The sequence below is a fragment of the Janthinobacterium sp. B9-8 genome (assembly GCF_000969645.2).
In the GTDB taxonomy this organism is placed as follows: Bacteria; Pseudomonadota; Gammaproteobacteria; order Burkholderiales; family Chitinibacteraceae; genus Iodobacter.
The window spans coordinates 472730-499364 of the sequence record NZ_CP014222.1 but is presented as its reverse complement, the minus strand read 5'-3'; the positions used below and the strand labels follow the sequence as shown (position 1 = coordinate 499364).

Sequence of the window (26635 nt, the reverse complement as noted above, 5' to 3'; positions counted from 1 at the left end):
CCTTATTTATGCCCGATAAAGCGGATGGACCACGATTTTAAGAAACCATCCTGGCTGTTATTAGCTTGATCTACCGTTTCAACACTACGCGGGTTAGGAATCAACACGTTATATGGTGCATTAGCGCCATTGGTATCAATCACGCGCAGCTTCCATTGTCCCTTCGCCTTTTCACCGTAGAAGTGATGAGATAAAAGCCTTTGCTCGGTAAAGCCTTTGGATTCAAGCACCAAGCCGGTACGCGCAGATAAAATCACACTGCGTGTGCCCGATGGCGAAATCAGCTCCACCGACAAATCTTTAGCCCGCCCGTGATCAATATTCAAGCGCACTTGCACCGCTTCAACTGTCGAATTTTCATACTGCTGATAGCTGCTTTCTGCCCCCTTTACACTGGCATCCGGGATGCTGACATTTGCATCAATCTGCTTCCAGTCGCTGATTTCAAGCGCTGGTAAGGGGCGAGCATAAGACAAGGCCGCTTCCACTGCGCGATCCACATCAATCAGGCCAAAACCATAGAAATTATGGAATGAATAACCCGCCGCATTTTTTTGCCAGCCCGGAATCGCCAGATACTTTTGGGCTACCCCATCCTTGCCATTAAAGCTCAATTGCACACCCGGCTGACTAGCATCTACTTTACGCGCGGTTTTAATCAGAATATGGCGAATATCACGCCAGTTTAAAGCCGGGTTGGCCGATGCCACCAAGGCCAGTGCGCCCGATGTAACCGGTGCCGCAGACGATGTGCCATTCATGCGCGAGGTGTAATTGCAATTTGGATCAATCGCATTGCCACCATGCAACGTTGTGCTGCTATCGCCTTTGATATTCCAGCCACTTTCGCAGCTTGTCAGATCAGTGGTGACCATGGCGGGAGAATCCGTACCATACTCACCGCCTGGAGCCGTCAGCAAAACACTCGCCCCAACGGTGGAATAGGACGAGCGCACGCCGCTAGCATTCATGGCAGAAACAACGATGTTCCAGTAATTAGAATTAGTAGGATCAAGGCCGGCATCCTGCATTGGCAAGCCATCATTGCCACGCACAAAAGGCAACAAGTAAGCAGGCGAGCCATCATCTAAAGATACGCTCACCGCTTGATAATCATTACCCGCAGATTTTACAAACCAGGCACCACGGCCCCAGTGGCTATGGCGGGTCACTTCTTCATACACCTGCTCTTCTAATTGCAGCTGCAAATTGCTGGCTACATCGCCATTATTGGATGCAAGCGAAGGCGAGCCATAGCTCTGATTAAATACCCGCGAATCAGTATGCGCCTGCAATGGCGGATCGCCCGGCAGCTTGCCATGCGAATGCAAAAAGCCCTCGAATGACTGATTCAGCAGCCAGTTATAGCCTTTTAAGCCCGCTTTAGGTGCAACACCCCGGCCACCAATGCCATTAAAACCCACCGCTGCTGCAATCCCTGCCACAGCAGTACCGTGAGCATTGTGCGGGCTATCCGGACTTGGATCATCCGATCCCGTTACAAAATTCTTAGAGCCACGCTTAATATTTGCTGCCAGATCGGGGTGCTTAATTTCCAGACCATCATCAATCACAGCAATCGTCACCCCAGCACCACGAATACCGCGCTGAGTAGTGAAATCTAAATTCAAATCCATACCGGGCACACCACCCGATTTAGAAAAAGCATTCTGCCCCGTATTTTGCAAAAACCATTGCTGGCTAAGCAAAGGATCACCCGGAGTGAGCGGGTAATAACGATCCTGAACCGGCGTGGCACTGTAAGCATCAAGAACAAGCAGAGAGAGGGCAAGGCTAACCGCCGTTGCCAGAGTTTTTTGCTTCATAGACAGTCCCGTAGTTGACTGATGCGCTGAGGATTGACGGGCAAAATTCCAGCCCTAATCATGACAAGCACTGCAAGCAGTGATTTAAAATCCTAATGCAGCGCAGGGCAACAGGGGAAATATAATGTAAGAAAGCGCAAAGAAAGTAGCCAAAAACTGCACCTGAACTAGGCTTAAAAATAGCTAAGTGATTGTTATTACAGAAATACCAGATTGTTTCAAACAAGACTATGCCGTTGACATTTTGCAACACAATCGGATTGGCAAGCGATGTTTTTATGCTGTGCTTTAGGCGATACACGCTAGATTGAAGCGACGCCTAATATCACTGGCGTCGTTTGAAAAAATGAGCAATGAATGAGTTAATATTGAATATGCCAAATAAAGTCAATTTGATATTTAATTATTTATTATCAATTAAAAAAACAATTTATAATTAGTTCCCATACCCGTCTTCTCTACGTCTATACACACAAACATCATCCACCATATGATTAATTTTATTAGACATATCAATCTGCATACACTCCACACTGATATCTACCAGCGCGGGTTGATAAAACTAACCCACCCTACAAGACTATTTTGTCTGGTTGCAGGACCGACCTCCAATCGTTACATAAAATTACTGAAACAATATTTTTATCTTCTCATGCCGTTTTATTTTATTTCCTACGGACTCATTAATGTCCATTGCCCAAACACCGCTTTCTTCTTTTATTACTAAAGAAATTGAGCCTTTATTCTCGTGAAAATAACCTACCACTACTTTCAGATCTGAGACGTTCCCTTGAACACTAAACTTACACTGGATTGCTGAACCATGTTTAACCCATAGTCACTTTCTTTGAGAATCACTTGAATTTATCTTATTAAAAATCCACCTCTTACCATAATTTGATTGACAATCTACACGGTCCACTCTGTATTTTGATTGGTTAATAACACTCAAATCTAAGCTAAAAAAATAATACATAACACTTATAAATATCAAACTCAAAAAAATTAACACTAGCATTGCAATTTTCATTGATACACCTCGCTCATCAGCCGTGGTTTAGGCAAAACTTTTCCTGTTTTACCTCTCCCTGTCATCAACCTATTGAAATTTTCTCGACGTAGCCGCTCGCAATCCCCCACAAAACCAGCTCATACGCATCTCTGAATGCTCCGTTATTCAGCCCCCCTTTCAAACACCGGTACGTAATAATTGCTAATTATTTATTTTTAATAACCCATGCACCTCAGGAGAAAACCCAACTGGAAATATAGTCGTGGCATCATACAAACAACCATCAAAAGTCACCTCGTCCAATACAGTACTAGTAAAGTCTGCACCGTATAGAATGACTTCTCCCCCCATATTGTCTTTAAGAAAAGAAGCAGATCGAAGATCTGCATTGGCAAAGCAAACCTGCTCAAATCCGCCACCTATAAATTTTGCATTATTTAATACTGCACCTGAGAAATTAGCACCCAAAGCCATACACAAGTAAAATTCAGCCTGAGTCAAATCTGCATTAGAAAAATCACTACGAAACAGACAAACTCCTTCAAAAATTGCGTTTTTAAAGACACCACCACTTAGATTGCAATCATCCAGAAATCCACCATTAAACTTTGCTCCTAAGTTGAGCTCCATATGGCTGTCCACAAATCCAATCACTTTCAAATCACTCCCCAATTAGTGTACAAAGTACGAAGAAAAAAAATGATCGCACTTCCCTCAGCAGACATAATTTTTTAGGTATTTATTATCCCCGATAATATTCCACATACAGTACTGATTACTATTTCTTTTATTATTGAATAGCTTTTTTACTTGAAAACAAGTTTCATTGCCACTCGAAACTAGAGGGGATAAAGCAAGAGGCTATGTGGCCTGTGCCAAAATGCCACCAAATGCCATGCTCAGCTGTTTATCCCCTGTAACCACCTACTCTGTACACCGTAAGCGTATCGCCATCCTCCATAAAAAAAGGCCACTTATAAAAGTGGCCTTTAATGAATAACATCGCTTCTTTTGAACCAGAGCACTCAAACTAGCTCGCCTTCTGCTCCCATTCTTTTACAAAAAGACACAACCCCCTAAATCTTAAAATACAGAAGTAATAAGGAACATGTCATTTCCACCGGCTGGCAATCGTGCCTGTTTGCCCGGTGCTGGTGGTGTAAACCACGTCCATATTATTTCCGCCTTTGGCTCTGATGATTAAGCTGCTGTTTTTTGCGCCCAAGGCACGCAGATCGCCGGATACGGGGTAAATTTTATCGGCGGCAGTCCAGGTGAATTTGGTGTCTGGCACCATACTATCCACGTTGAAAGTATAGCCTTTGCTGGTGGTTAATAAGCCCGCTAGGGAGAAGCTGTTATTCCCTGTATTGCTTGTTCCCAAACCGATAACCTGCGTGGATTTCACACTGGAGATTGAAGCCGTGCCCAGCGCGTTAACAAGTCGCACACTTTCTGCAGTGTAGCTGGTGGTGTCACTCACATCTTTTTGCCAGTTTTTAGTTTGCTTATAGTTATTAACCAGTTGGCTAGTCACGCCAAGCGGGCTGGTCACCGTGACATCCACTCGCGAAGCGCTGAATGTAGTTTGCCCCGTAAGCTGATGAAAACTACCGTCAAACGTCAGTATTTCATCTTCAAGCGCCAGATCATATTTCTGATTAATGCTTATGCCAAATGCAGTCATCGTATGGGCATAATTGGTGAGTTTTGAATTGCGTGTCACGCTCTTCCAGCCACTCCAGAAAAGATTGCTGCCGTTCACAATGGATCTATTGCCTGTAGCGGTTCTTTCCATCTTGTCAGCGGTTTCGGCCAAGGATGAATATTTCCCCCACACTTGGGTTGTTGTTCCTTGGTAAGTACCATCTGCCTGCCTTGTAAAATCAAAGGTATATACCGCTCCTGGAGCGCTTTGGCTTGCTTCCTGATAGGTCACCACACCTGCGCTGTTTTTATTTAAGTAAGAAAAACTATTAAGCGTTTTTGTCCCTTTCAGGCTTTGCAATACAAAGTTAGCATCAACTTGCTGGATTGTTTCATCGGTGTAGTCTTCCTGGAATACACTGCTTGAATTATCTGCACCTATCGTAGTGGTATCTTTTTTGTAATAAAGCGTACCTGAAAGCTTATAGAAAGAGCTAAACGTCACATTGCTAAGCGCGCCCGTTTCTTCAAAGCCATTCTGGGTAGAGCTGCCACTATTGCAATTGGCGTATACCGTTTTTTCCATATCGCCCGCTTGATCCAGCTGGTGATTATTATTGGCGTCTACCACCGTCACAGTGCGCGTACCGCCTGAGCTGCAGGCAAATACACCCGCAGTGGCCACATTACTTGCACCACCCGCAGGAACAAGGCTACCTGCAGCCATCTTACTGCTTGGAAGACGAGCCCCCTGCCCTGAGCTGCCATTACCAAATAAATTGGTATCCGATAAAAAGCTCAACATAAAGGCGTTGCCATCGGCAGCCATCAAGGCGGCTGTTGTAGGTGTTACTTCGCTCAGCACTTCGGTTTGCAATTCAGCCCCACCCCAGGTTGTGGTGGCTTGGTTGATGCTGGCATCAAGCCGCTCGGCTAAATCTGCGCCGTAGGCTAAATCGCTGGGCGTAATTGAAATATCAATTTTATTATTGTCTTTAATGTCTTCAACCAGCTGCTTCGTAAAGGCCAGCGCAGGGGTAGTCAATTTATTGTTAAACGCCTGAGCCGCAAAAGCTAAACCAGAAAGCACGGCACCATAACGCCCCGCAGGGGTTGCCGCGAGTGTTGCCAAGCCTTTGGTATCATCAATAAAGGTAGGCAAGAGGGTGATATCCGTGATTTTATTGCGTTCGGCCAGCTTGGTATTGAATTCGGTTTTGATGTAATCATTGGCTTCTTGCATGCTGGTGGCTGTCAATGCGGCTTCGCTGCCCGCTTTTTTAATGGCGTATTGATATGCGGCTTCGGTAAAAGGATTTGCGCTAAAGTTGCTATTTAAATTAGGCAATAAAACACGTAAGGAGCTGGTACCTAAAGACACCCATTCACGGCGGGCTTCATCAAAATATTCGCCATTAGCTTTAGGCGTAAACGTTGCGATAAACGGCCCGGCTTGCGTGCCAGGGAAAATAGAAACGAGGCCAGAAGTAAGATCAGCACTCGCCAGTACCGTGCCATCAACCTTGCTAATACTCACAACAACATTACGCATCATCGACAAGCCACCACCACCACCCACCCCGCCGCCGGTACTGCCTCCCCCAGAATTACCCCCGCAGCCATTACCACACGCACCACCACCACCTTGCATACGAAGCGGTACATCGGCACTGGCCGCTCCAGAGGCCGTATCCGAGCCACCACCACCTCCGCCACATGCGCTAAGAACGGCCGCTGCCAAGATAGATAATGCGAGTGTCGCTTTCATTACGTGCTCTCCAAGGATGCTCTTGGTATCAGCGAGGATCACTGGCCAAGTTGGGCGAATAAAGTTCTTTGGAGGTTAGTAATGTTTAAGCTATGTTCCAATAGATTAATGATGGGCGGCTTGCTGACATTATTTTTAATAATTTCAATAAATTACATTACAAAATTACGTGTAATTAATCAAAAAATCTGACGCATATATATACAAATATGACAGTATCCACTCAATGAATCGGTAAAAAAACCCGTGTCAGGGTAATAACAAAACCATCCTAAAATGCACTTACCAGCGGCTTTATACATTGTAAAAAACCGTGCACGCCCAGCCCAGTTAGCGTGCCATTTTCTGCTCTAAGTGCTTCAGCACCGCCGCCAGCTCAGGGTTTCTGGGGTCAAGCACTTGCAAGCGTTTTAAGGTTTTATAAACGGCGCTCCAATTTTGGGCATTCCATTGCTCTTGTAATAAAAACAAATCGGCAGATGGATTATCCGCATCTAATTCCTTACGTGCCTGCTCTGCAATAGCGGCGCTTTCATCCGACTCACTCACGGCCCGTACATTAATAATGCCGCCCATTTGTTTAATCGACGTAAGCGTGCCGCCCACCTGTCCCAAATGGCTACGCAGCGCAGCGGGCAGGGTTTTAATTTGTGCAGCGGGCTTGTGATTGCTCTCTTCTGCCGCATCGCTCAAGAGTTTTAAACGTGCGGGGCCTTGCCAGATTTCATGGCGGCCCGAATCGATCCACACTAGCTGCACTTCGGCAGTCTCTGGTAAAAGCAGCTGATCACCGGCAAGTAGCTTTACATAGGGCTTTAATACTTTTGCTTCTCCCTTATTGCTAAGCTGTAAGGCTTGCCTTGTTTTTAGCACCACAATATTTTCAGCAGCAAAGCAAAAGCTCGCCATAACCAGCCCCAGCAACGCACTAATGTGGATCCATTTCATGTTCTTGCTCCTTATTGGAAGCCATACCCAGCCCATGCACGGCATAAACCACCACCGGCTCGGCTCGGCCCTTTACTAATAAAGAAGTGGCATCGCCCGTAACAACACCCGCCACAGCCTGCACCGTTTCGTGGCTTGCCACCACCACACAGCCCAGCGTTTTACCCAAGCCTTCTAAACGCGCCGCCACATTGACGGTGTCTCCTATGGCGGTGTAATCGGTTTTTAAGCTGGAACCAATATTGCCAATTACTAAGGGGCCGGTATGTAAGCCCACGCCAATTGCAAAATCAGAAAAAGAGTGAGAGGGAAAACGCTGGTCCACCCAGGCCGACATCTCACGCGCAGCTGCCTCCAAAGCCAGGCCAGCAGCAACGGCCCGGCGGGCATGATCAGGATGGCGCAGCGGCGTGCCGAATTCCACCATCATAGCGTCACCAATCAGCTTATCTACCGTGCCGCCGTATTGCCAGGCAATGGCGCAGGCACGCTCAAACCACGCATTCAGTAGCTCCACTACATCTTCGGGCTTTAAAAGCTCAGATAAACTGGTAAAACTGCGAATATCGCAAAACAGCACCGTCGCCACCACGCGCTCCCCGCCCATCACTGGCATGGTATCGCTCTCGGCCATTTGCTTCACAATCGCAGGGGACACAAAGCGGCCAAATAACTCGGTTAAATAACGCTGTTTACGGGCGGCTCTGTTCAGCTTTAATAAAATAGCGGCCAGCATTGCGCTGGCAATAGCGATTTGCACGGGGAATACCGGCCAAAGTAGATCTTGCAAAAACACCAGATAAGCCACAGCAATAGGTAATAATAAAATCAGAATTCCCGTTGGTAGTAGCCATTTATGATTCAGAAAAATAAAGCCGTATAAAAGACTAAGCGCAATCAACAGCAAGTTAAGATATTGCCAATGGATTGCGGGCGTCATTAGCCGCCTGCCAGAGAGCAACATTTCGGCACTCTGCGCCAGTATTTCCGGGCCACTCATCAGGGCATGCCCCATGCCCATACCATAAGGTGTGAGATGCCAATCCTGCATGCCGGTATACGCGCCGCCCAGCACTAAAGCCTTACCTTTGAGCGCTAAAACTTGCGGATCTTGCAAAGCTTGCTTAGCCAATAAACGGTGCATGGCAATTTGCGGCACGGTACCGGGCGGCCCCAGCCATGCAATGCGTTGCGGTGATGAATTTCGATCAATCACCTGCCCGCCCAAATGCCATTTTTTTGCCTTAGCCTGCTGATTGCTATAGCGCAAAGCCAAAAGCAAGGGCATGGATAGCACAGGGCTTCCTTCAGCCTCGTCATGCCAAACCAAGGGAATACGCCGCACAATGCCATCACCATCTGCGGGTAAATCAACTCGCCCCAGATGATGGCCCAGATCAAAATCAGGAACGGCAATGGTGTAAGCCGTAGCAGGTAGCTGTAGCCGGTCAGCCTGCTTCAGTGCAGGCAGTAGGAGTGATTCTTGCCCAATCAAGGCGCGTATGGGCTGATCAAAATCCCCCGCCTTGGGGCTTTCATGTTCGGCCAACCATTGCTCAGCGCTGATGCCGAGCATAAAGTCGAGCGCAATCACTTTGGCCCCCGCATCAACAGCGGTTTGAGCGGCACGGGCAAATAAAGGGGAAAAAAATGCAAGAGGGGTGTCGGGATATTGCGCCAGCGTGGCGTCATCTACCGTCAACAAAACCACGTGCGATGCGGGTGTACGCGCCCCAGCCAGCCGATGAAATACATCACGATATAACTCATCGGCCCCAGCACAAAAATGCAAGCCCAGACAGCTGGCCCCTATCACCACGCAGCTTGCCAACACAATACGGATCGATTTGTGCATAGATCATGATCCTGGCGAGCTCTGTTAACGTTGATTTGCGCTAAGCCAGACAACATCAATAAAGCTCAGGGCATCACATAGGTATAGCTAGATTTATTTTGCTTGCGAGGCGTTTTTCTTCTCTAGCACAGGAAAACCTGCTTTATTCAGCGTTGCGCTCCAAATCAGCTTATCCCAAGGGCTAAGCACTTTTTTGCCCATCACCAACACAGGAGTACGAACGGAAAGGCTGCCAACCAGATTAATAAACTCAATCATCTGAGGCTCTGAACGACTGGGATTTTTTAACTCATAATTAATTTTGCGGCTATCAAGCAGCTCTACCGCATCGCTACAAGGCTTGCCGCATTCTGGCGAAACATACAACACCATAGCTGCCTGATCTTGCGGCTGGCTAGCTGCGCTGCTTTGCACGCGAATATGCCTTTCCCGCGCATTTTGCCCCGGCGCAGGCTGATCTGAATAAAACACCCGGCCATCTGCATCTCGCCATTGATAAACCTTGGCAGCAAAAGCGGGCGTAGCAAGTACACAAACCCAAAATAAAAATGAAATTTTCATACATAAACCTTAAAAACGAATCGCTCATCCATAAGCAGGACATTATAGCCATCAGCCTTGTTGCCCCATTAGCTCAATCCCCCTGCAAACAATCAATTGCCCTTTATTCTTAGGCATAAATAATGATCGGCTTACTCCGCTTAGCTAAATAAACCACAGTATTCTGCCGTTTATCTGGCCTACACGAAAAAATATTATCTCTCGTTTTTCTCTTAGGCTAACGCATGCGTCTAGCCACTAAAGCCGCGCGCTGCCTCAGTTTCTCTATTATTTCAATCTAATTAATTGCTAAGCAACCCACAATTAAACAACTGTTTTATAAGGGTTTTCCTATAAATAAACCCTATTGATTTATTAAAAACCCGAGCTTAGTATCGATTAAATCAAATCGAGTGATTTATCAGAAACGCCGATTTGATGGGGTAACCCTCAGGCCAGACTGCCTATTCTTTGGAGAAGAGAAATGCTGCAAACCCGTATCTGTATTGCCCTTGCCTTTATCGCCGCACCCGTTTTTGCCAGCGAGCCAGTCATTGGCCTGATTACTAAAACTGAAACCAATCCTTTCTTTGTAAAAATGAAAGAGGGAGCGACTGCCGAGGCTAAAGCCAAGGGCGCCAAACTGCTTTCTGCCTCGGGCAAGGCCGATGGCGATAATGCAGGCCAGGTCACCGCCATTGAAAACATGATTGCAGCAGGGGCCAAAACCATTCTGATTGCCCCAAGTGACTCCAAAGCGATTGTGCCCACCATTAAAAAAGCCCGCGAAAAAGGCGTGCTGATTATTGCGCTCGATAGCCCGACCGATCCGGCGAACGCCACCGATGCGCTTTTTGCAACCGATAACTTTAAAGCGGGTGTCTTGATCGGTGAATATGCCAAGGCCACGTTTGCGGGCAAACCTGCCAAAATCGCCACACTCGATTTACTGCCAGGCCACCCCGTCGGTGCGCAACGCCACAATGGCTTTTTACAAGGCTTTGGCTTGCAATCCTTTGACGCAAAAAACAATGAATTAGCCAAGCCCGCTGCTGTGGTTTGTATGGCGGACAGCTTTGGCGATCAGGCCAAAGGCCAGACCGCCATGGAAAACTGTCTGCAAAAAAACCCGGATATCAATCTGGTTTACACCATTAACGAGCCAGCCGCCGCCGGTGCATTTAATGCACTGAAAAAAGCCGGTAAAGAAAAAGGCGTACTGATTGTTTCGGTAGATGGCGGATGCCAAGGAATTAAAGACCTTAAAAACGGCAAGATCGCCGCTACATCACAACAATACCCGCTAAAAATGGCCGCAATGGGCGTAGCTGCAGGTGTTGAATACGCAAAAACAGGCAAAAAACCATCGGGCTATACCGATACCGGCGTCACCCTGATCGCCAATAAAGCGATTGCTGGCGTAGATAGCAAAGACAGTAAAACCGGCATGGATATGTGCTGGGGCAATAAGTAAGCAGTCATTTGCAGGCACAAAGATCAAGCGCAACTGATCTGCGTGCCTGCCGCACTTTTATCAAAAAAGAGGTTATCTATGCCGAGTTGGAAAGATCACATCCCGTCTATCGGCACTCTGGGGCCATTTCTGGCGCTGCTGCTGGCCTGCGGTTTTTTCTCGTTTCAAAGCGAGCAGTTTTTAACTGGCGCGAATTTCTCGCTGATTTTGCAGCAGATTATGGTGGTGGGGCTGATTGCGATTGGCCAAACGCTGATTATTTTAACCGCCGGAATCGATCTATCCTGTGGCATGGTGATGGCGCTTGGCGGCGTAGTGATGACCAAAGTGGCCAATGATTATGGCTTACATCCAATCGTCGCGATTTCCATCGGCCTTGCTGTTACCGCAGGCTTTGGATTACTGAATGGCCTGCTTGTTACCCGCATTAAGCTGCCACCTTTTATTGTGACACTCGGCACAATGAATATCGCTTTTGCCATTACCCAGCTTTATTCAGGCTCGCAAACCATTACCGATTTGCCCGCCGCCATGACCTTTTTTGGCAACACCTTTGGCATAGGCCAAACCCAGGTCGCCTATGGCACGGTGCTGATGCTGGCCTGCTATGCACTCAGCTGGATCTGGCTAAGGGAAACCGCACAGGGCCGCCATATTTATGCCGTGGGTAATAATCCGGAAGCCACCCGCCTTACTGGCATCGCAACCCACCGCGTCATCCTGATGGTGTATGTACTGGCAGGGCTGTGCTACGGCGTGGCATCGCTGCTCTCGGTGGCGCGTACCGGTGTGGGCGACCCGAATGCAGGGCAAACAGAAAACCTTGATGCGATTACCGCCGTGGTACTCGGTGGCACCAGCTTATTTGGCGGGCGCGGCGTGATTATTGGCTCTTTAATTGGCGCAATGATTGTGGGTGTATTCCGTAATGGCCTGACGCTGATGGGCGTGTCGTCGGTTTACCAAATTTTAATCACCGGTATTTTGGTTATTCTGGCTGTGGCCACCGATCAACTGTCCCGTAAAGGAGGCCGATAATGAGCCAAAATACACGCCCTTTAGTGATTGAAGCCAAGGGCCTCGTCAAGCGTTATGGACAAGTTGTCGCCCTCGATGGTGCTGATTTTGAGCTGCGCGCCGGGGAAATTCTGGCCGTGATTGGCGACAATGGCGCGGGTAAATCTTCCCTGATCAAAGCCTTATCCGGCGCAAGCACGCCAGACAGCGGCGAAATTTTGCTCGATGGCCAAAACGTCTGCTTTAAAAGCCCCATCGAAGCGCGCCGTGCAGGCATCGAAACTGTTTACCAAGACTTAGCCGTGGCCCCCGCCATGACGATTGCCGAAAACTTATTTATGGGCCGCGAAATCCGCCGATCCGGCCTCTTAGGCAGCCTTGGTTTTCTGGATAAAAAGCGCATGCTTAAAGACAGCATTGCCTATATGCAAGCACTAAAAATCGGCATCCGCTCGATGACGCAAGCCGTAGAAACGCTCTCTGGCGGCCAGCGCCAAGGCGTTGCCGTAGCTCGTGCAGCAGCCTTTGCCCGTCATGTAGTGATCATGGACGAGCCCACTGCAGCGCTTGGGGTCAAAGAAGGCAATATGGTGCTGGAGCTGATCCGCAATGTGCGCGACCGTGGCCTGCCGGTGGTGCTGATCAGCCACAATATGCCGCATGTTTTTGAAATCGCCGACCGCATCCACGTCGCCCGCCTAGGCCGCCGCGCCGCCATCCTCAACCCCAAAGCCATCACCATGAGCGACGCCGTAGCAGTGATGACGGGAGCGATGAAGCCGGAGGATATCCCGGCAGAGTGGCTGGCGAATTAAGCAAAAGATGGAAATGGAATGCTAAAAAAAGGCGAGTTTCATCACATAGGCACTAAGCCATTTATTTTTGCTTTAGCAAACAACGAAAAAACGTAATGACCACTCTAGTTGCATGGGGCTTAAAAATCCCCTTGAAGCACGCCGAAGCGAGGAATAAGCGGCTCGGGGTTTCGGAAAAGGGGTAGCGAGGCAGCGAGCGAGCAGCCTTTTTCGCCGAGCCGATTATCCGCAGTTAGGGGCCTTCGTGCTGGCTGGGGCGGCCTTCTTTGGCTTCGTTTCTTGGCCGCGCAAGAAAGGAAGGTCCAGCGGGACGCCCGCACCTAAATCAACGTGCCGAAGGCACTAATTAAATAAGTCTTTATATTTTGGTTAGTGCACAGGGGATGCCCCCCAAGTGGCCCAGCCCCCAGCCAGAAAAACCCAAGGAGAACATGATGCTTAAAGGAATAGACCCCCTCCTCACCCCTGAATTACTCAAGGTACTGGCTGAAATGGGCCACGGTAATGAAATTGTTATTGCCGATGCCAACTTTACGGCGGCCTCGCTGGCAGCGGGCAAGCCCTTGATTCACCTCTCTGGTGTTGGCATTGCCCGCACGGTTAAAGCCGTAATGAGCTTGCTGCCCCTTGATCAGGACGTCAGCCAGCCGATTGCCTTTATGCAAGTCAGCCATCAGCCCGCAGGCTGGTGCAGCGCACTGCAAAAACATGTTATCGACGAGCTGCAAGCAGATGGCCATGCAGAAGAAAGCCAATGTGAAGCAATCGAGCGATTTGCTTTCTATGAACGCGTGAAGCAAGCTTACGCGATTGTGCTAACGGGCGAATTGCAGCCTTACGGCAATTTCATACTAAAAAAAGGAGTGATTTGTGAGCCTCTCGCCGGATAAAGCATCCGCCGCAGCCAGTAATCTCAAGCCAAGGGGCTCGTCTCAAGGCGGCATGCGCCAATACAACGAACGTGTTGTGCTACAAGCGATTCGGCTCAATGGTCGCCTGCCGGGGGCAGAGATTGCTAGGCTGACCCGCCTAACTGCGCAATCGATCTCGCTGATTACCAAGCGACTGCTCGAAGACGAGTTACTCATCAAAGAAACACCGCAGCGCGGCAAAGTAGGCCAGCCCTCAGTACCGCTAGCGCTCAATCCCGATGGCGCGTTTGCCATCGGCATAAAAGTAGGCCGCCGCAGCTTAGATATCTTACTGGTAGATTTTACCTGCACGGTGCGTGAGCGCTGGAATCTAAGCTATAGCTTTGCCGATCCTGAGCAAATCCTGACGCATCTTGCCGATTGCCTAGCCAAAATCAAAGCCAAGCTCAGCCCTCATCTATGGGAGCGTGTGCAAGGTATCGGCATTGCAGCACCACTGCATATCGGCGGCTGGCAACAATTACTAGGGCTGGATGCTGACGTCGTCGCCCGCTGGGAGCGTTTTCAGCTCAAGACAGAAATCGCCGCCCTCACCGGCCTGCCGGTGCAATCAATTAAAGACACCACCGCCGCCTGCGTGGCCGAGCTAGTGGCCGGGCGTGGCCGTGATGTGCGCAATTTTGTTTATGTATTTGTGGATACCTTTATCGGCGGCGGTTTGGTGCTAGACAGCCATTTACATATCGGTAAACACGGCAATGCTGGCGCTTTAGGATCATTATCGCTAGGAATAACAGGCAGCGCGAACAGCCCACAACTACTGAATGTGGCCTCGCTCTACAAACTGGAAAGCCGCTTTATTGCAGCGGGATTGGATGGCAGAGCCACCAGCGATGAGCGCGCCGCCAGCGCGGCCTATTGGCCACATACCCAAGCTTGGATCGCCGAAACCGCCCCGCCCATTGCCTTTGCCATGCTCAACAGCAGCTGCCTACTGGATTTAGAAGGCGTGATTCTAGACGGCTGCTTTTGTAGCGCAGTAAAAGAAGCACTAATTCAGGCAGTAGTCACCGCCATGCAGGATTTCAACTGGGAAGGCGTCGTACCACCGCAGGTCTTAGCGGGAACAATAGGCTCTGACGCTCGCGCCTTAGGTGGAGCACTGCTGCCGCTCTATGCCAACTTCGCCCCCGACCGCGATTTGTTTTTGAAACTAGATGGCTAAAATCAGCTCCAACCTTCAACACCATCCATTTCTAATCATTACAAGGCCTCCGCATGCCCTCCTCCACCCCTGACACTTTTCCGACTTTTATCGCCGCCGGTGAAGCGCTCACCGATATGATTCGCCTTGATGGCGAAAACTGGGCCAGTAAAGTAGGCGGCTCAACGTGGAATGTAGCGCGCGTGCTGGCAAGCTTTGGTCTACCTAGCGCTTTTGCAGGCGCAATCAGCAAAGATTGCTTTGGTGAGGATTTGTATCAGGCATCGCTCGCTGCCGGGCTGGATTTACGTTTTTTACAGCAGTTGGATAAATCACCGCTGATGGCTATAGTGCCATCCGCCAAGCCGCCACAATACTTTTTTGTGGGCAACGATTCGGCCGATTTATATTTTGACCCGCAAACCTTGCCCTCCGGCTGGCAAAGCAATGTGCGCTGGGTGCATTTTGGCGGAATCAGCCTTGCTCGCCAGCCTTTAGCCACCAAGCTAGTTACCCTGGCAAAAAACTTAAAAGCCCAAGGGGTAAAGATTAGCTACGATCCTAATCACAGAATTCTGATGGATGAGCAATACGACGCTACTTTCAGAACAATGAGCGAGCTGGCCGATGTGATTAAAGTATCCGACGAAGATCTCGTCGGATTATTTCGTAGCAATGATCTTGATCAAGCGTTTACAACACTCAGAAGCTGGAATCCACAAGCGCATATTTTGTATACCAGAGGCGCCGATGGTGCATCTTTGTTTACCCCAAATGACATCGTTACTGCAGACGCTATTCAGGTGCAGGTAGCAGATAGCGTTGGCGCAGGAGATGCATCAATAGGCGGGCTGATTTATAGCCTGATGAGCTGGCCAGAGCGCGAAACCCGCGAGCATCTCTTTTTTGCAATCGCCAGCGGTGCCGCCGCCTGCATGCACCACGGTGCAACACCGCCCAGCTTAGACACAATCAACAGCCTCTACACACGCTAACTCCACCATCAATCATTTAATGCCCGGCAGGCTCTTCATGCTTAGCCGCTGGTTTAGCCGTGCTTTCTACAGGTTTGGCAGGAGCACTGCTGTTTTGCTTCATACATTCTTTCCACGCCGCACTACCCTTACCGCCCCCTGCAGGCAGCACACAATCACCACCGCCAAATTTTACATAGCCACCGCCTGCTGGCTTAATATCTGCACCAGCTTTGGACGCTTCACCATGCGCAGCAGGAGCAGCATGCTCGCTGCTGCCTCCCGCTTTAGCCCCACTACGACGCTCTAAATCTTCAACTTTAACTTCGAGCTCTTCTGCTTCAATTTTCTTTGCTTTTACTTCTTTTTTTAATTCATTAATTTTTGTTTCCAGCTCTTTGCGCGTTTCAATGGTTTCTTCAAAAGCAACCTTCAAACGCGCAATTTGCTCGATATAGTGCGTTCTTTCAAAATTACGCTTAGTCATGCCAATTGCAATACCAATAATAAGCACTAAAAGAAAGCCGATAAAACCACCCGCTATAATCAGCTTCAGGCGGTTTTTCTCCAAAAAAGAAGGACTGGGAGAGCCATCAACCTCATGTCCTTCATGTGGGTTTGCCGGTGCTGCAGCATGATCACTCATTATTTTGTTTCCAGATTAAGGTAAGTTTACTTCTCCCTGACGCTCAAAGCTTACACCATCAGGACGTAATGGTAGAAACAGTTTACCTTTAATACGATAGGCGATTGGCTTGCCACTTGCTTGCAGAGCATTAAATTGTTGGATAAAAGTACTCAAAGATGTAGTGACATTCAGCTTCACCACAACCGAGCCTAGCTTAGGTAAAGTAAGCGAATCACTGGAAACGCCATCCGCAAACGGCTTGCCATTTACGTCAAGGCTCAGTTGCACACCATTAATCGCCACAGAAACATCATTGGGGTTGGTCACCCGCAAATTCAGCACAAAGCGTTGCTCTAGTAAGCCAATTTCAGCCACACTCAAGCCTGCAAGGCTGACGGTAGGCTTTTCAAACTGGCTGGGAAAACTAGCGCAGCCTGTCAGTAGCGCAAGCAGTAATAAGCCGCTGTGAAATCTTTTAAACATTCATCATCTCTTGCAAACGACGGCCCAATTCACCATCAAGCGGCATAGCACCGGGCGTATTTGCATGAATAACCGCAATGGTTACATCCGCTTCGGCAACCAATTTATCATTATCTACCCGCACAATACGCTGATGAATAATCCCTTCTTTTTCGCTTAAATGAACCATACGGGTTTCTATTCTCAGTACATCACCCATCGTGGCCGGACGCTTATAGCGGATATCAATTCGGCTAATCACTAAAGCCAGCTTTTCCTGAGTAAACCACTCTAAACCACCGCTTTCATCGACTAATGCCCAGCGAGCTTCTTCTAAAAACTCTAAATAGCGTGCGTTATTAACATGACCATATAAATCCAAATGATAGCCGCGAACCTTGATTTCTGTGGCTTGAGCCATGTTCTTCCCCTAAATGTGAAAATTTTTAGCAATCTTAACTTTGAAATTAATCCATGTCTTCGGGATAATCCCCGCATGCATCGTCCTACTATAGATTGGCGACACTCTCGCCCCTTCCGAATTTGCCTGCTTTTGCTCGTCATGCTTGTGACGCTGCTTGGCACCTTGCCCTATTTTATCTCTTTTGATCTGATCAAAAGTGAGCTATCCGGCATGCTGGAAAAAGACACCAAGCGGCAGCTCACCATACGCGGTGACGCTCGCTTTGTCTTGCTGCCCCAGCCTGCATTACTTTTAGATAATGTCACGCTGACCGAGCCTGGCGAAGCCACTATTTTCTCGCATGCCGATCGGGTTCGTGTAGAGCTAAGCCTTTGGCCTTTACTCATCGGTAAAGGAAAAATCAAAGCGCTAGATTTTGAAAAGCCAGAGCTGAATGTGATTCGCCGTGAAGATGGCACTTATAATTTTGAAGATTTACTTACACCCAAAGCACAGACCAAAGAGCTGAGTTTCTCGCTCGATACCGTCCATTTTACCGAAGCCGCGTTTAAACTTTCTGATGAGTTTTTAGGCGAAAGCCTGCGGATATCACGCCTCAACCTCACCATGAAAAACCTATCCGACCCTAAGGCCGGACGCTTAGATTTAGATGGTATGTTGCTAATTGGTGACAGCAATCGGCCAGTGCAATGGCAAGGCAGCTTAAATGCCACTGCTGCCATGCGTTACCACGAGGCGGACAATCGCTTACTATTTGCTGACTTAATGCTTGAGCTAGAACAAAAAGGGGGCAGCTCACCAGAGCTGCGCCTGCAAGATGTAAAAGTCAGCGCAGTGGGCAATTTGGTTTATGGCTGGCAACCGCTGCGCTTTAATGGCGGTGAGCTTAAATTAAGCGCATCCGGCCAGCGTGCCGGGCAAAACTGGAAAGGTGAGTTGGATGTGCCGGAAATCATTATTGCTAAAGACGCACTTAATCTTAATCGCCTGAAATTAAATGTAGATATGCAAAGCCCGAGCGGGCAACTGAGTGCTAAAGCCACTATTCCTAAGCTGGCAGGCCTGGCGCAAGGCTTGCTGCGCACAGAGGCGGCCAGCTTTGAAGTCAAATTAAATAGCCCAGAGCAAAACCTGGCCCTGTCTTTTGCCAGCCCATTAGAATTACTCAATGGCAGTATCGCAAGATTGCCTGCCTATCGCCTTATCGGTAGCTACACCAACCGCAATTTGCCGCGTGGCGCAATCGGGCTGGATCTAAACGGCGCAGGTACGCTTAATTTACAAGCAGAATCGCTCAGCCTTAATAGCCAAGGGCAGCTGGATAAATCGCCGGTTAAAGCACAAATCGAAGTCAAAGACTTTGTTCGCCCCCATTACGCTGTAGACGTTGATTTAAACAAACTCGATTTATCGCCTTACTTGCCCGTCGTAGCAGCAGGGGCAAAAACAGTGAATCCCGATAAGCCTTTTGATTTTTGGTGGCTGAATAATCTGGATGCCAGCGGCAAGCTTAAGATTGGCGAGCTGGCGATGCAAAAGTTGCATATCAATGATATCTCTCTGGAATTTGCAGCAAAAAACCGCAAACTTAATTTAAACCCTTTGGCTGCCAACCTTTATGAAGGCCAGCTCACAGGTAGCTTAGAAGTCGATGCCAGCAAGAAAAGCGCTTCTTTCCGCGTGCAGCAAAAGCTGGCCAATATGAATATCAATGCCCTGCTCGCCGATGTAATCGACACCAGCCGTTTTGAAGGCCGTGGCCATTTGGATTTAGACGTGTCTGCCGTGGGCAATCAGCTCAGCGATTTGCGCCGCACTGCGGGTGGCAATGTGCGGCTCTTGTTAAATCAGGGTGCAGTGCGGGGTATCGACTTAGAAGCGCTGCTGCGCACAGCCAGCCGGCAAATCAGTTTAATGAACGGCGAAGCACGCCCTTCGCTTAATCTGGAAGCTAAAACCAGCTTTAGCGAATTACGCTCTACCCTTGTGCTAAAACACGGTGTTGCCAGCAATAACGACTTATCGGTTACGGCCGGTATTCTGAAGCTCAATGGCGGTGGCACACTCGACTTAAACAGCAATGCCATCAATTACAGTATGAGCGCCAGTGCGAACCCCAAAGTGCCTGAGCTAAAAGGCTTATCGGGGTTAACGCTGCCTATTCAACTTTCTGGCGCACTGAATGCCCCCGAATACCATATCGATTACGCCAGCTTAAAAGAGCAAATTTTGCTGAAACAAAAAGCCGCCTCTGAAACACAGGCGGCAGAAGCTTCGGCCAAGCGAAAAGCACTGGCACAAGCAGCAACCCAGAAAATAGCTAAAGCCGCTGCTGATAAAAAAGCAGCGGATGCCGCAGCCAAAAAAACCAATAAATCCACACTTAAAAAGACAGAAAAACCCCATAAATGAGCGATTTTTCCCAGCGTTTAATCGCTTGGCAGGCCGTACACGGCCGCCACAATCTACCTTGGCAAGTGTCAGACCCTTACCGCGTTTGGCTAAGCGAAATTATGCTGCAGCAAACACAGGTCGCCACCGTCATCCCCTATTACCAACAATTTTTAGAGCGTTTTCCAGATGTAGCCAGCCTGGCAGCAGCCAGCTCGGACGACGTGCTCGCCAGATGGAGCGGCCTTGGCTACTACAGCCGCGCCCGCAATCTGCATAAAGCCGCGCAAATGGTGATGGAACGCTTTGAAGGCCAGTTTCCACGCACACCAGCCCTGCTCGCAGAGCTGCCCGGCGTAGGGCCCTCTACGGCAGCGGCCATTGCCGCATTCAGCTTTGGCGCACAAGCCGCCATTCTGGATGGCAATGTAAAGCGCGTACTGGCCCGCTGGGCAGGCATCAGCGGCTATCCGGGCACTAAAGCGGTTGAAAGAGAGCTATGGCAGCTAGCGACAAACCTGCTGCCCGATAGCGGTATTGAGCGCTACACCCAGAGCCTGATGGATTTGGGAGCCACCGTTTGTACGCCCAAAAAGCCAGCCTGTATGGCTTGCCCGGTGCAGGCAGATTGCCTCGCCCGCCAGCAAGGCCGCCAGGCAGAGCTACCCACGCCTAAGCCGAAAAAAATATCGCCAGAGCGGCAAACTGTGCTGATGATGGTAGAGCGTAGCGGCAAGATTCTGCTAGAGCGTCGCCCGCCCAGCGGCATTTGGGGCGGTCTGTGGAGCCTGCCGGAAACCACCTCCACGCTGGACGCCAGCAACGCCTGCCAGCAGCGCTTTGGCTTAAATGTAGAGTTTGATAGCGCAGAAGAAGACTTCGTCCACGTCTTCACCCATTTCCGCCTCACCATCACTCCGCTGCCCGGCAGCGTCACCAGCCAGATCGCCCTCACGCACGAAGATCATCTGGGCTGGTTTAGCAAAGCAGAAGCGCTGGAGTTAGGCCTGCCTACGCCGGTGAGAAAGCTGTTGATGAAGGGAAGGTAGGCAACATCACACCACTTGATCCGCCAAGCGGCTAGCCTTCCAATAACTCATCAAGCCCGCTGCAGAGTAAATAATCAGCGCGGCCCAGATCAATGAAAAGCCAATCATACGATCCGTGCCAAAGGGCTCTTGATACAGCCATACCCCCAGCAATAATTGCAGACTAGGGCCGATATATTGGATGACGCCCACGGTGGCCAGCTTCAGCGTTCTGGCGCCAGAGGCAAACATCAACAACGGTAAGGCCGTCACGACGCCTGCGCCCATCAGTAAAGCATCAATACGCCAACTGATATTCCCTAAGGCGCCCTGCCCTTGGAACTGGAACCAAAGCAAGGCCGCGATAGCAAAAGGGGCCATTAAGAACGTTTCTAAGGCGAGGCCCTCCAAAGAAGGCAGGCTGGCTCTTTTGCGCAGCAAGCCATACACGCCAAAACTCAAACCCAAGCACAGCGCAATCCATGGCAAAGTGCCTGCGGCAATGGTAATCCACAGCACGCCTAAGGCTGCCAAGCCAATGGCAAAGCTTTGCGAGCGGTTAAGCTGCTCGCCCAAAAACAACCTACCCAGCAAAACATTAATCAACGGATTAATAAAATAGCCTAGGCTGGCATCCACCACTCTGTTCTCGTTCACCGCCCAGATATACAACAGCCAATTAAGCGATAGCAATAAAGAAGACAGCGCAAATACGCCCAGCACGCGAGGATTTTTAATACTTGGCAGCAGCCAGCCCCAGTTCTTTTGCAGCATCAAAATCACCGCCACAAAAACACCAGACCACACAATACGGTGCGAGATAATCTGCAAGGCATCAATGCCATGCAAAGATTTCCAATAAAGCGGAAACAAGCCCCAAATAATAAAGGCCAGCACAGTAAACAAAACGCCGCGCGAAGTATTGGGAGTAGACATAGAAAAACCAGAGAAAAGTGCCAGAACTGCAGCAAAGAGCTACTTTAATAGATATAGGATTGCTTACTCAAGAATAATTGCGCAACAAACTGTAGCTTTAAAGATTAGCCCCCTAAAATCTGTAGACACAGAAATCAATGAGAACACAGAGCCCGCGGAGAAAACCTAAAGCGAGTTTTAGCCCCCAACATAAATGCATACAACAGGAGTGGCTTTAGCCGTGAATAACTTTAACAAGCCGAGCTTTCGCGACTAAAGCCGCTCCTACGAAAAACATCTGATTTCCTTTGCTTACGTTAATACAATTAACTCCCCTGCTAGAAAAACAAGCAAACGCACAGAATAAATACGCCTCCCATAGTTTAGCTTTTCTCTGTGTTCTCCGTGATCTTTATTAGCTCTGTATCTACAGATCTTTTTGTCCTTACTAATCCACATCGATGACGAGCCGCTGGCGGGTTACAATGGCGGGTTGTGGCTGCCCCCTATTCTGGCTGCCGGTTTACCCCTATCTGGATCTTGTTATGCTAACGCCCCGCGTGCTGTCTGTTATCCCGCCGATGACTCAGCTCAACACCCCCTACCCTTCCACCGCCTATATCACCGGTTTTTTACGCTCGAGAAATATCGATGCGGTGCAGGAAGACTTAGCGCTGGCGCTGGTACTTAAGTTGTTTTCTAAGGCAGGCCTGCTGGCTATCAAAGCCTGTATTGACGCCTTGCCCGAACATCAACGCACTTTTCAGGTACAGGCCTTTGTTGATCAGTTTAATCTCTACCTAGCCACCATCGGCCCCGCCATTGCCTTTTTGCAAGGCAGAGATTCCACCGTCGGCCACCGTATTTGCTCGCGCCAGTTTCTGCCCGAAGGTTCACGTTTTGAATCGCTGGATGTGTTTGTAGACGACGAAGGTGGCGATCCGCTGGCTTGGGCGTTTGGCGCGCTCGGCATGCAAGATAGAGCGCGGCACCTAGCCACGCTGTATCTGAACGATATTTCCGATGTACTACGCGATGCGGTCGACCCGCGTTTTGAATTTGTGCGCTACGCAGAATCGCTGGCATCCAGCCAACCGAGCTTTGATCCGCTGGCTAAAGCCTTGGGCGAGCCGCTTAATCTGGTCGACGCCACGCTGCTGGAGCTGACACTGGCGTCGGTTAAAAAACACCAGCCCACGATTGTTCTAGTGTCTGTACCCTTCCCCGGCGCGGTGTACGCGGCATTCAGAATTGCCCAAGTGATTAAGGCACAGTTTCCAGACATCGTGCTGGCGCTGGGTGGTGGCTTTGTGAATACCGAGCTGCGCGAAATGTCTGACCCGCGCGTGTTTGATTATTTTGACTATGTAACGCTAGATGATGGAGAACGGCCACTGTTGGCGCTGCTCGATCATCTAGCTGGCAAACGCAGCCAGCAACGTCTGGTGCGCACCTTTGTCAGAAACGATGGAGCAGTTAAGTATATTAACTTTGTAGAGCCGGATATCGCCTTTGCCGAAGTCGGCACGCCCACTTGGGATGGCTTGCCGATTGATCGCTACCTGTCGCTCCTCGATATGCTGAACCCCATGCACAGGCTGTGGTCAGATGGGCGCTGGAACAAGCTGACGGTGGCCCATGGTTGCTACTGGAAAAAATGCAGCTTTTGCGATGTCAGCCTCGATTATATCTCGCGCTACGATGGCGCATCGGCCGCTACCCTCGTCGATCGCATCGAAGAAATCATCGCCGAAACCGGCCAAACCGGCTTTCACTTTGTTGACGAAGCCGCCCCGCCTAAAGCGCTGAAAACATTGGCGGCCGAATTACAAAAGCGCAATCTGGCCATCTCTTGGTGGGGCAATATCCGCTTTGAAAAATCCTTCAGCGCCGAGCTATGCCAATCGCTTGCCGATAGCGGCTGTATCGCCATCTCTGGCGGGCTAGAAGTCGCCTCGGATCGATTGCTGACGCTGATGAAAAAAGGCGTTTCCATCGATCAGGTCGCCCGCGTCACTCGCTCGTTTACCGACGCCGGCATTCTGGTCCACGCTTACCTGATGTATGGCTTCCCGACGCAAACCGTGCAAGATACCGTCGATGCGCTCGAATACGTGCGTCAGCTATTTGCCGAGGGCTGCATCCAATCCGGCTTCTTCCACCGCTTTGCCTGTACCGTGCACTCGCCAGTCGGCCAAAACCCGGAAGAATACGGCATCGAACTGCTGCCGCTACCCGAAGTCACCTTTGCTAAAAACGACGTAGGATTTATCGACCCCACCGGCGTTGATCACGACAGCCTAGGCGTTGCGCTCAATAAAGCGCTGTACAACTATATGCACGGCATTGGTCTGGATGATGATGTGCGGGTATGGTTTAGCGGAAAAGTGCCGCGCACCACCGTGCCAAGAAATAAGATTGCAAGGGCGCTGGCGGGGAAAGGCTAGGCCTTTATGCATAGGGCGCCAATCATAGCGGTGTAGCGGGTTAACTGAAGGCGTAAGCCGCCAATCTAACGCAGACATCACAAGGGACAATCTGTGCGGGTTGATAAAACCAACCCGCCCTAGATAGCCGCCCTGCCGAGAAATAAGATTGCCAGAACGCTGGCGGGGAAAAGCTAGGCAGCCCAAAAACAAGCAAACCTAAACCTTGAACCACAGTGTTAGAGTAAGGCTTCGTCAGCCCCTGGATATTTATAGCGGGTTTGAATAAGCAGCGTCAGAGCTACTTATACGTGGCAAATGATCTTTTTTTAGTGCCCCTTTCCTCAGCCACAACAAATACCCACAATACCCCACATCCAATAAAGTCGAAGCCACGGCAAGGATTAATACGAAATAATCATTAGGATAATGCAAATACATAAATACCGAAACCAAACCCGTACCCAAAGTTCGTGTCCATGCAATGGCCCATGCATAGCCAATGGTGGAGGGCTGTTGTACTAATAAAATCAAGCAAAGCAGGCTGATAATAAACTGGCAGATATAGGCAGAGCGTGCGCCGATAGGGGTTTCAATGCCGGAGAGTGGCATGCTCCAATACAATAAAATAAAGAAAACCACGCTGCCCCACACAATAGGCTGGTAATAGCGCTTAAAGAGGGGCGTGGCAAATTGGCCTGTGCCTAGTTTTAATACTTGCCAGAAAATAAACAAATCAAAAAACAACCACGCCCGGTAGGTCCAGACTAAAAATAAGCCCATATCAGTGCGTAGTAATACGCCCCATACAAACTCCCAGGCTAAATTACTTGCTGCGGCAATCACCGCCATTTCAACGCATTGATGCCGTTTGGCCTGTAATAAAATTAATATATAAGCCACTACCCACAGCAGGCAACCAAGGGCAAATAAAGTGAGCTGTACAGGTGTATATAAGCTGCCGTCTACACTTACGGTATTGAGCCAGGCATCGGGATTATTGATGCCGCTTGCAACTAAAATCACACCTCACTCCTTTGGTATTCCTGCGGGGCAGTAGCAGGTGCGCGCAATTGATCGGGGATCTGAAACGCGCGGCCCGGATAAGGGCCTGCCCAGTGCTTTTGCAATGCTTCCATAAAAAACTCGCCATACTCCCGCATAAAGCTCTCAGCAGTATGCGAGCTATTGGCTAAACGGCTTTTCAAGCGAAAAATAAAGCGCAGTAAATCTAGCACCCAGCCCCAGGCTTGCTTTTTTTGCAAACCAAGAAAATGCGCATTGCGACGCCCTAGCAGTTTTGTCATCAGCTCAGGCACAAGCCCCGCCGCCAGATCCGGTAAATTAGCCTGTAAAAAAGCAATATGGGCTTGAGTCAGCAAATGGCCGGCATCGGATGAACCAAAATTACGCCGCTCCAGCGCTTTCCATACTTCCCTAGCCTGGCTGGCGTTAACAGGCATGGCATCCGGGTTAATCCCCAGCGCCCGGCCGATCACTCTCCATAGATAAAGCTGATCGTCTTCCTGCTTTTGGCTGACTTTTACACCCAATACCCGCATGCCTTCAAGCGCCTGAAAGGAGAATGCCAGCATCGTGCCAATTAATTCTTCCTGATTAATTGGCATACCCCAATCTGCGTGCCAGCTATCTTGCGAGTCTCTTTGTTTGGAGCGGGCAAAATGCCGAATGGCCGCGTGCATCAGGCGTACTTTCCGGATAGTAAGCAGGCCTTTCCCTTGAGGGCTAAGGCTACCCGGCTCGGCCACATTCAGAATAAAGCGCAGTGTTTCCGAGGCCCTGCGTTCAAAATGCCCGCTCAACTGGCCCGTAGCCGCCAATAACTGCGCTCCGCCTACGCGGCCAGCATAGAGCACAGGCAGCGAGCGGCACATCAGGCTAATACCAAAGGGGATTCCGTAAGCCGTAAAAAAGGCTTGAGCGCGCTCCAGACGGGCAAAATCCACATCGTCAGACAAGCTTGCAGTGGCTTCTAAGTAAGCCAGTAACTTAGGCGGGGTATCATCCGGCCAAGCTTTGTCTACATCAAGTTGAGCTAAAATCTGATTCGTCTTGCTGATATTGCCAGCAAGAATAAGATCGCGCATACACTGATCAGCCAGCGGATCTGCGCTCATCTTCAGTTGGTCGAGTGTTGCATCAGACCAGATTGGGGCATTCATTCTTGACATCACAATTTTATTCTTATTCCTGCATCATAAATATTCATTAATAATGTAAGCAATCTACGCTGGCACAAGCCAATTTAGCCAGTACGGCCCAAGCAAGCCTCAAAGAGATTGAAACATTAAGCTAAACTGAGCAAAATAATGCCATTCGCATTTATAACGACCCAATCGTCATTTTAGCGCAAATAATTACTGTGTTGTTATTTTATGTTTATTTTAT

Annotated in this window: 21 protein-coding genes; 9 read left to right on the top strand and 12 right to left on the bottom strand. The window is 49.4% G+C overall.

Annotation, left to right across the window (positions count from 1 at the left end):
• Positions 1–2 precede the first annotated feature (2 nt).
• The 6 genes from VN23_RS02130 to VN23_RS02105 all read right to left on the bottom strand — a co-directional run bounded on the left by VN23_RS02130 (position 3) and on the right by VN23_RS02105 (position 9617).
• The gene (locus tag VN23_RS02130; RefSeq protein ID WP_046353416.1) at positions 3–1826 is read right to left on the bottom strand and encodes a S8 family serine peptidase; all 1824 of its coding nucleotides are present in this window, start codon (positions 1824–1826) and stop codon (positions 3–5) included.
• Positions 1827–3039: 1213 nt separating this feature from the next.
• A complete protein-coding gene (locus VN23_RS02125) occupies positions 3040–3492 on the bottom strand; it encodes a pentapeptide repeat-containing protein (protein WP_231743400.1) in 453 nt (150 codons plus the stop codon).
• 457 nt (positions 3493–3949) lie between these two features.
• Positions 3950–6253 carry a hypothetical protein gene (locus VN23_RS02120; RefSeq protein WP_046353418.1) on the bottom strand — a complete coding sequence of 768 codons (2304 nt, stop codon included), beginning with the start codon at positions 6251–6253 and terminating at the stop codon, positions 3950–3952.
• A 330-nt stretch (positions 6254–6583) separates the two neighbouring features.
• Complete coding sequence (locus tag VN23_RS02115) at positions 6584–7201, bottom strand: hypothetical protein (RefSeq protein ID WP_046353419.1); 618 nt, start codon at positions 7199–7201, stop codon at positions 6584–6586.
• Entirely contained in the window at positions 7182–9056 is a 1875-nt protein-coding gene (locus VN23_RS02110) for an adenylate/guanylate cyclase domain-containing protein (protein ID WP_046353420.1), read from the bottom strand. The genes VN23_RS02115 and VN23_RS02110 overlap by 20 nt, the downstream gene beginning before the upstream one ends.
• A gap of 93 nt (positions 9057–9149) precedes the next feature.
• Entirely contained in the window at positions 9150–9617 is a 468-nt protein-coding gene (locus VN23_RS02105; protein ID WP_046353421.1) for a DUF4124 domain-containing protein, read from the bottom strand.
• Between the two features lie 463 nt (positions 9618–10080).
• Between VN23_RS02105 and VN23_RS02100 the strand changes: the two genes are divergently transcribed.
• The 6 genes from VN23_RS02100 to VN23_RS02075 all read left to right on the top strand — a co-directional run bounded on the left by VN23_RS02100 (position 10081) and on the right by VN23_RS02075 (position 15973).
• Entirely contained in the window at positions 10081–11070 is a 990-nt protein-coding gene (locus tag VN23_RS02100; RefSeq protein ID WP_046353422.1) for a sugar ABC transporter substrate-binding protein, read from the top strand.
• A 78-nt stretch (positions 11071–11148) separates the two neighbouring features.
• Positions 11149–12108 (top strand): ABC transporter permease, encoded by a 960-nt coding sequence (locus VN23_RS02095; RefSeq protein ID WP_046353423.1) that lies wholly within the window; start codon positions 11149–11151, stop codon positions 12106–12108.
• A complete protein-coding gene (locus tag VN23_RS02090; protein WP_046353424.1) occupies positions 12108–12902 on the top strand; it encodes an ATP-binding cassette domain-containing protein in 795 nt (264 codons plus the stop codon). Before VN23_RS02095 ends, VN23_RS02090 begins: the two co-directional genes overlap by 1 nt.
• Positions 12903–13336: 434 nt before the next feature.
• On the top strand, positions 13337–13792 hold the full coding sequence (locus tag VN23_RS02085) for an RbsD/FucU family protein (RefSeq protein ID WP_046353425.1): 456 nt from the start codon (positions 13337–13339) through the stop codon (positions 13790–13792).
• The gene (locus VN23_RS02080) at positions 13773–14999 is read left to right on the top strand and encodes an ROK family transcriptional regulator (protein WP_046353426.1); all 1227 of its coding nucleotides are present in this window, start codon (positions 13773–13775) and stop codon (positions 14997–14999) included. The genes VN23_RS02085 and VN23_RS02080 overlap by 20 nt, the downstream gene beginning before the upstream one ends.
• 53 nt (positions 15000–15052) lie before the next feature.
• Entirely contained in the window at positions 15053–15973 is a 921-nt protein-coding gene (locus VN23_RS02075; RefSeq protein ID WP_046353427.1) for a carbohydrate kinase family protein, read from the top strand.
• A gap of 16 nt (positions 15974–15989) precedes the next feature.
• Here VN23_RS02075 and VN23_RS02070 read toward each other — a convergent pair whose 3' ends face one another.
• The 3 genes from VN23_RS02070 to VN23_RS02060 are packed head-to-tail and all read right to left on the bottom strand — an operon-like array spanning position 15990 to position 17463.
• The gene (locus VN23_RS02070) at positions 15990–16598 is read right to left on the bottom strand and encodes a hypothetical protein (protein ID WP_046353428.1); all 609 of its coding nucleotides are present in this window, start codon (positions 16596–16598) and stop codon (positions 15990–15992) included.
• Between the two features lie 15 nt (positions 16599–16613).
• Positions 16614–17063 carry an LEA type 2 family protein gene (locus VN23_RS02065; RefSeq protein ID WP_046353429.1) on the bottom strand — a complete coding sequence of 150 codons (450 nt, stop codon included), beginning with the start codon at positions 17061–17063 and terminating at the stop codon, positions 16614–16616.
• On the bottom strand, positions 17056–17463 hold the full coding sequence (locus VN23_RS02060) for an acyl-CoA thioesterase (protein ID WP_046353430.1): 408 nt from the start codon (positions 17461–17463) through the stop codon (positions 17056–17058). Before VN23_RS02060 ends, VN23_RS02065 begins: the two co-directional genes overlap by 8 nt.
• 75 nt (positions 17464–17538) lie before the next feature.
• Here VN23_RS02060 and VN23_RS02055 point away from each other — a divergent pair, with 75 nt between their 5' ends.
• Both VN23_RS02055 and mutY read left to right on the top strand, forming a co-directional pair.
• Positions 17539–19878: an AsmA family protein gene (locus VN23_RS02055; protein ID WP_197433003.1), complete on the top strand. Its 2340-nt coding sequence runs from the start codon at positions 17539–17541 to the stop codon at positions 19876–19878.
• Positions 19875–20906, top strand: coding sequence for an A/G-specific adenine glycosylase (gene mutY, locus VN23_RS02050; RefSeq protein ID WP_046353432.1), 1032 nt, complete (start codon positions 19875–19877; stop codon positions 20904–20906). Before VN23_RS02055 ends, mutY begins: the two co-directional genes overlap by 4 nt.
• Positions 20907–20912: 6 nt before the next feature.
• On the opposite strand, the gene rarD is transcribed toward mutY, so the two are convergent.
• Positions 20913–21821 (bottom strand): EamA family transporter RarD, encoded by a 909-nt coding sequence (gene rarD / locus VN23_RS02045; RefSeq protein WP_046353433.1) that lies wholly within the window; start codon positions 21819–21821, stop codon positions 20913–20915.
• Between the two features lie 524 nt (positions 21822–22345).
• Between rarD and VN23_RS02040 the strand changes: the two genes are divergently transcribed.
• Positions 22346–24247 carry a B12-binding domain-containing radical SAM protein gene (locus tag VN23_RS02040; RefSeq protein ID WP_046353541.1) on the top strand — a complete coding sequence of 634 codons (1902 nt, stop codon included), beginning with the start codon at positions 22346–22348 and terminating at the stop codon, positions 24245–24247.
• A gap of 249 nt (positions 24248–24496) precedes the next feature.
• On the opposite strand, the gene VN23_RS02035 is transcribed toward VN23_RS02040, so the two are convergent.
• Both VN23_RS02035 and VN23_RS02030 read right to left on the bottom strand, forming a co-directional pair.
• Entirely contained in the window at positions 24497–25252 is a 756-nt protein-coding gene (locus tag VN23_RS02035; protein WP_046353434.1) for a transmembrane-type terpene cyclase, read from the bottom strand.
• Positions 25249–26409 (bottom strand): oxygenase MpaB family protein, encoded by a 1161-nt coding sequence (locus tag VN23_RS02030; protein ID WP_046353435.1) that lies wholly within the window; start codon positions 26407–26409, stop codon positions 25249–25251. Before VN23_RS02030 ends, VN23_RS02035 begins: the two co-directional genes overlap by 4 nt.
• Between the last annotated feature and the right edge of the window lie 226 nt (positions 26410–26635).

What these genes read in the sequence shown, in the direction of transcription:
- VN23_RS02130 (WP_046353416.1), bottom strand. Translation starts at nt 1,826, where the DNA reads ATGAAGCAAAAAACTCTGGCAACGGCGGTTAGCCTTGCCCTCTCTCTG.
- VN23_RS02120 (WP_046353418.1), bottom strand. Translation starts at nt 6,253, where the DNA reads ATGAAAGCGACACTCGCATTATCTATCTTGGCAGCGGCCGTTCTTAGC.
- VN23_RS02115 (WP_046353419.1), bottom strand. Translation starts at nt 7,201, where the DNA reads ATGAAATGGATCCACATTAGTGCGTTGCTGGGGCTGGTTATGGCGAGC.
- VN23_RS02110 (WP_046353420.1), bottom strand. Translation starts at nt 9,056, where the DNA reads ATGCACAAATCGATCCGTATTGTGTTGGCAAGCTGCGTGGTGATAGGG.
- VN23_RS02105 (WP_046353421.1), bottom strand. Translation starts at nt 9,617, where the DNA reads ATGAAAATTTCATTTTTATTTTGGGTTTGTGTACTTGCTACGCCCGCT.
- VN23_RS02100 (WP_046353422.1), top strand. Translation starts at nt 10,081, where the DNA reads ATGCTGCAAACCCGTATCTGTATTGCCCTTGCCTTTATCGCCGCACCC.
- VN23_RS02095 (WP_046353423.1), top strand. Translation starts at nt 11,149, where the DNA reads ATGCCGAGTTGGAAAGATCACATCCCGTCTATCGGCACTCTGGGGCCA.
- VN23_RS02090 (WP_046353424.1), top strand. Translation starts at nt 12,108, where the DNA reads ATGAGCCAAAATACACGCCCTTTAGTGATTGAAGCCAAGGGCCTCGTC.
- VN23_RS02085 (WP_046353425.1), top strand. Translation starts at nt 13,337, where the DNA reads ATGCTTAAAGGAATAGACCCCCTCCTCACCCCTGAATTACTCAAGGTA.
- VN23_RS02075 (WP_046353427.1), top strand. Translation starts at nt 15,053, where the DNA reads ATGCCCTCCTCCACCCCTGACACTTTTCCGACTTTTATCGCCGCCGGT.
- VN23_RS02070 (WP_046353428.1), bottom strand. Translation starts at nt 16,598, where the DNA reads ATGAGTGATCATGCTGCAGCACCGGCAAACCCACATGAAGGACATGAG.
- VN23_RS02065 (WP_046353429.1), bottom strand. Translation starts at nt 17,063, where the DNA reads ATGTTTAAAAGATTTCACAGCGGCTTATTACTGCTTGCGCTACTGACA.
- VN23_RS02060 (WP_046353430.1), bottom strand. Translation starts at nt 17,463, where the DNA reads ATGGCTCAAGCCACAGAAATCAAGGTTCGCGGCTATCATTTGGATTTA.
- VN23_RS02055 (WP_197433003.1), top strand. Translation starts at nt 17,539, where the DNA reads ATGCATCGTCCTACTATAGATTGGCGACACTCTCGCCCCTTCCGAATT.
- mutY (WP_046353432.1), top strand. Translation starts at nt 19,875, where the DNA reads ATGAGCGATTTTTCCCAGCGTTTAATCGCTTGGCAGGCCGTACACGGC.
- rarD (WP_046353433.1), bottom strand. Translation starts at nt 21,821, where the DNA reads ATGTCTACTCCCAATACTTCGCGCGGCGTTTTGTTTACTGTGCTGGCC.
- VN23_RS02040 (WP_046353541.1), top strand. Translation starts at nt 22,346, where the DNA reads ATGCTAACGCCCCGCGTGCTGTCTGTTATCCCGCCGATGACTCAGCTC.
- VN23_RS02030 (WP_046353435.1), bottom strand. Translation starts at nt 26,409, where the DNA reads ATGAATGCCCCAATCTGGTCTGATGCAACACTCGACCAACTGAAGATG.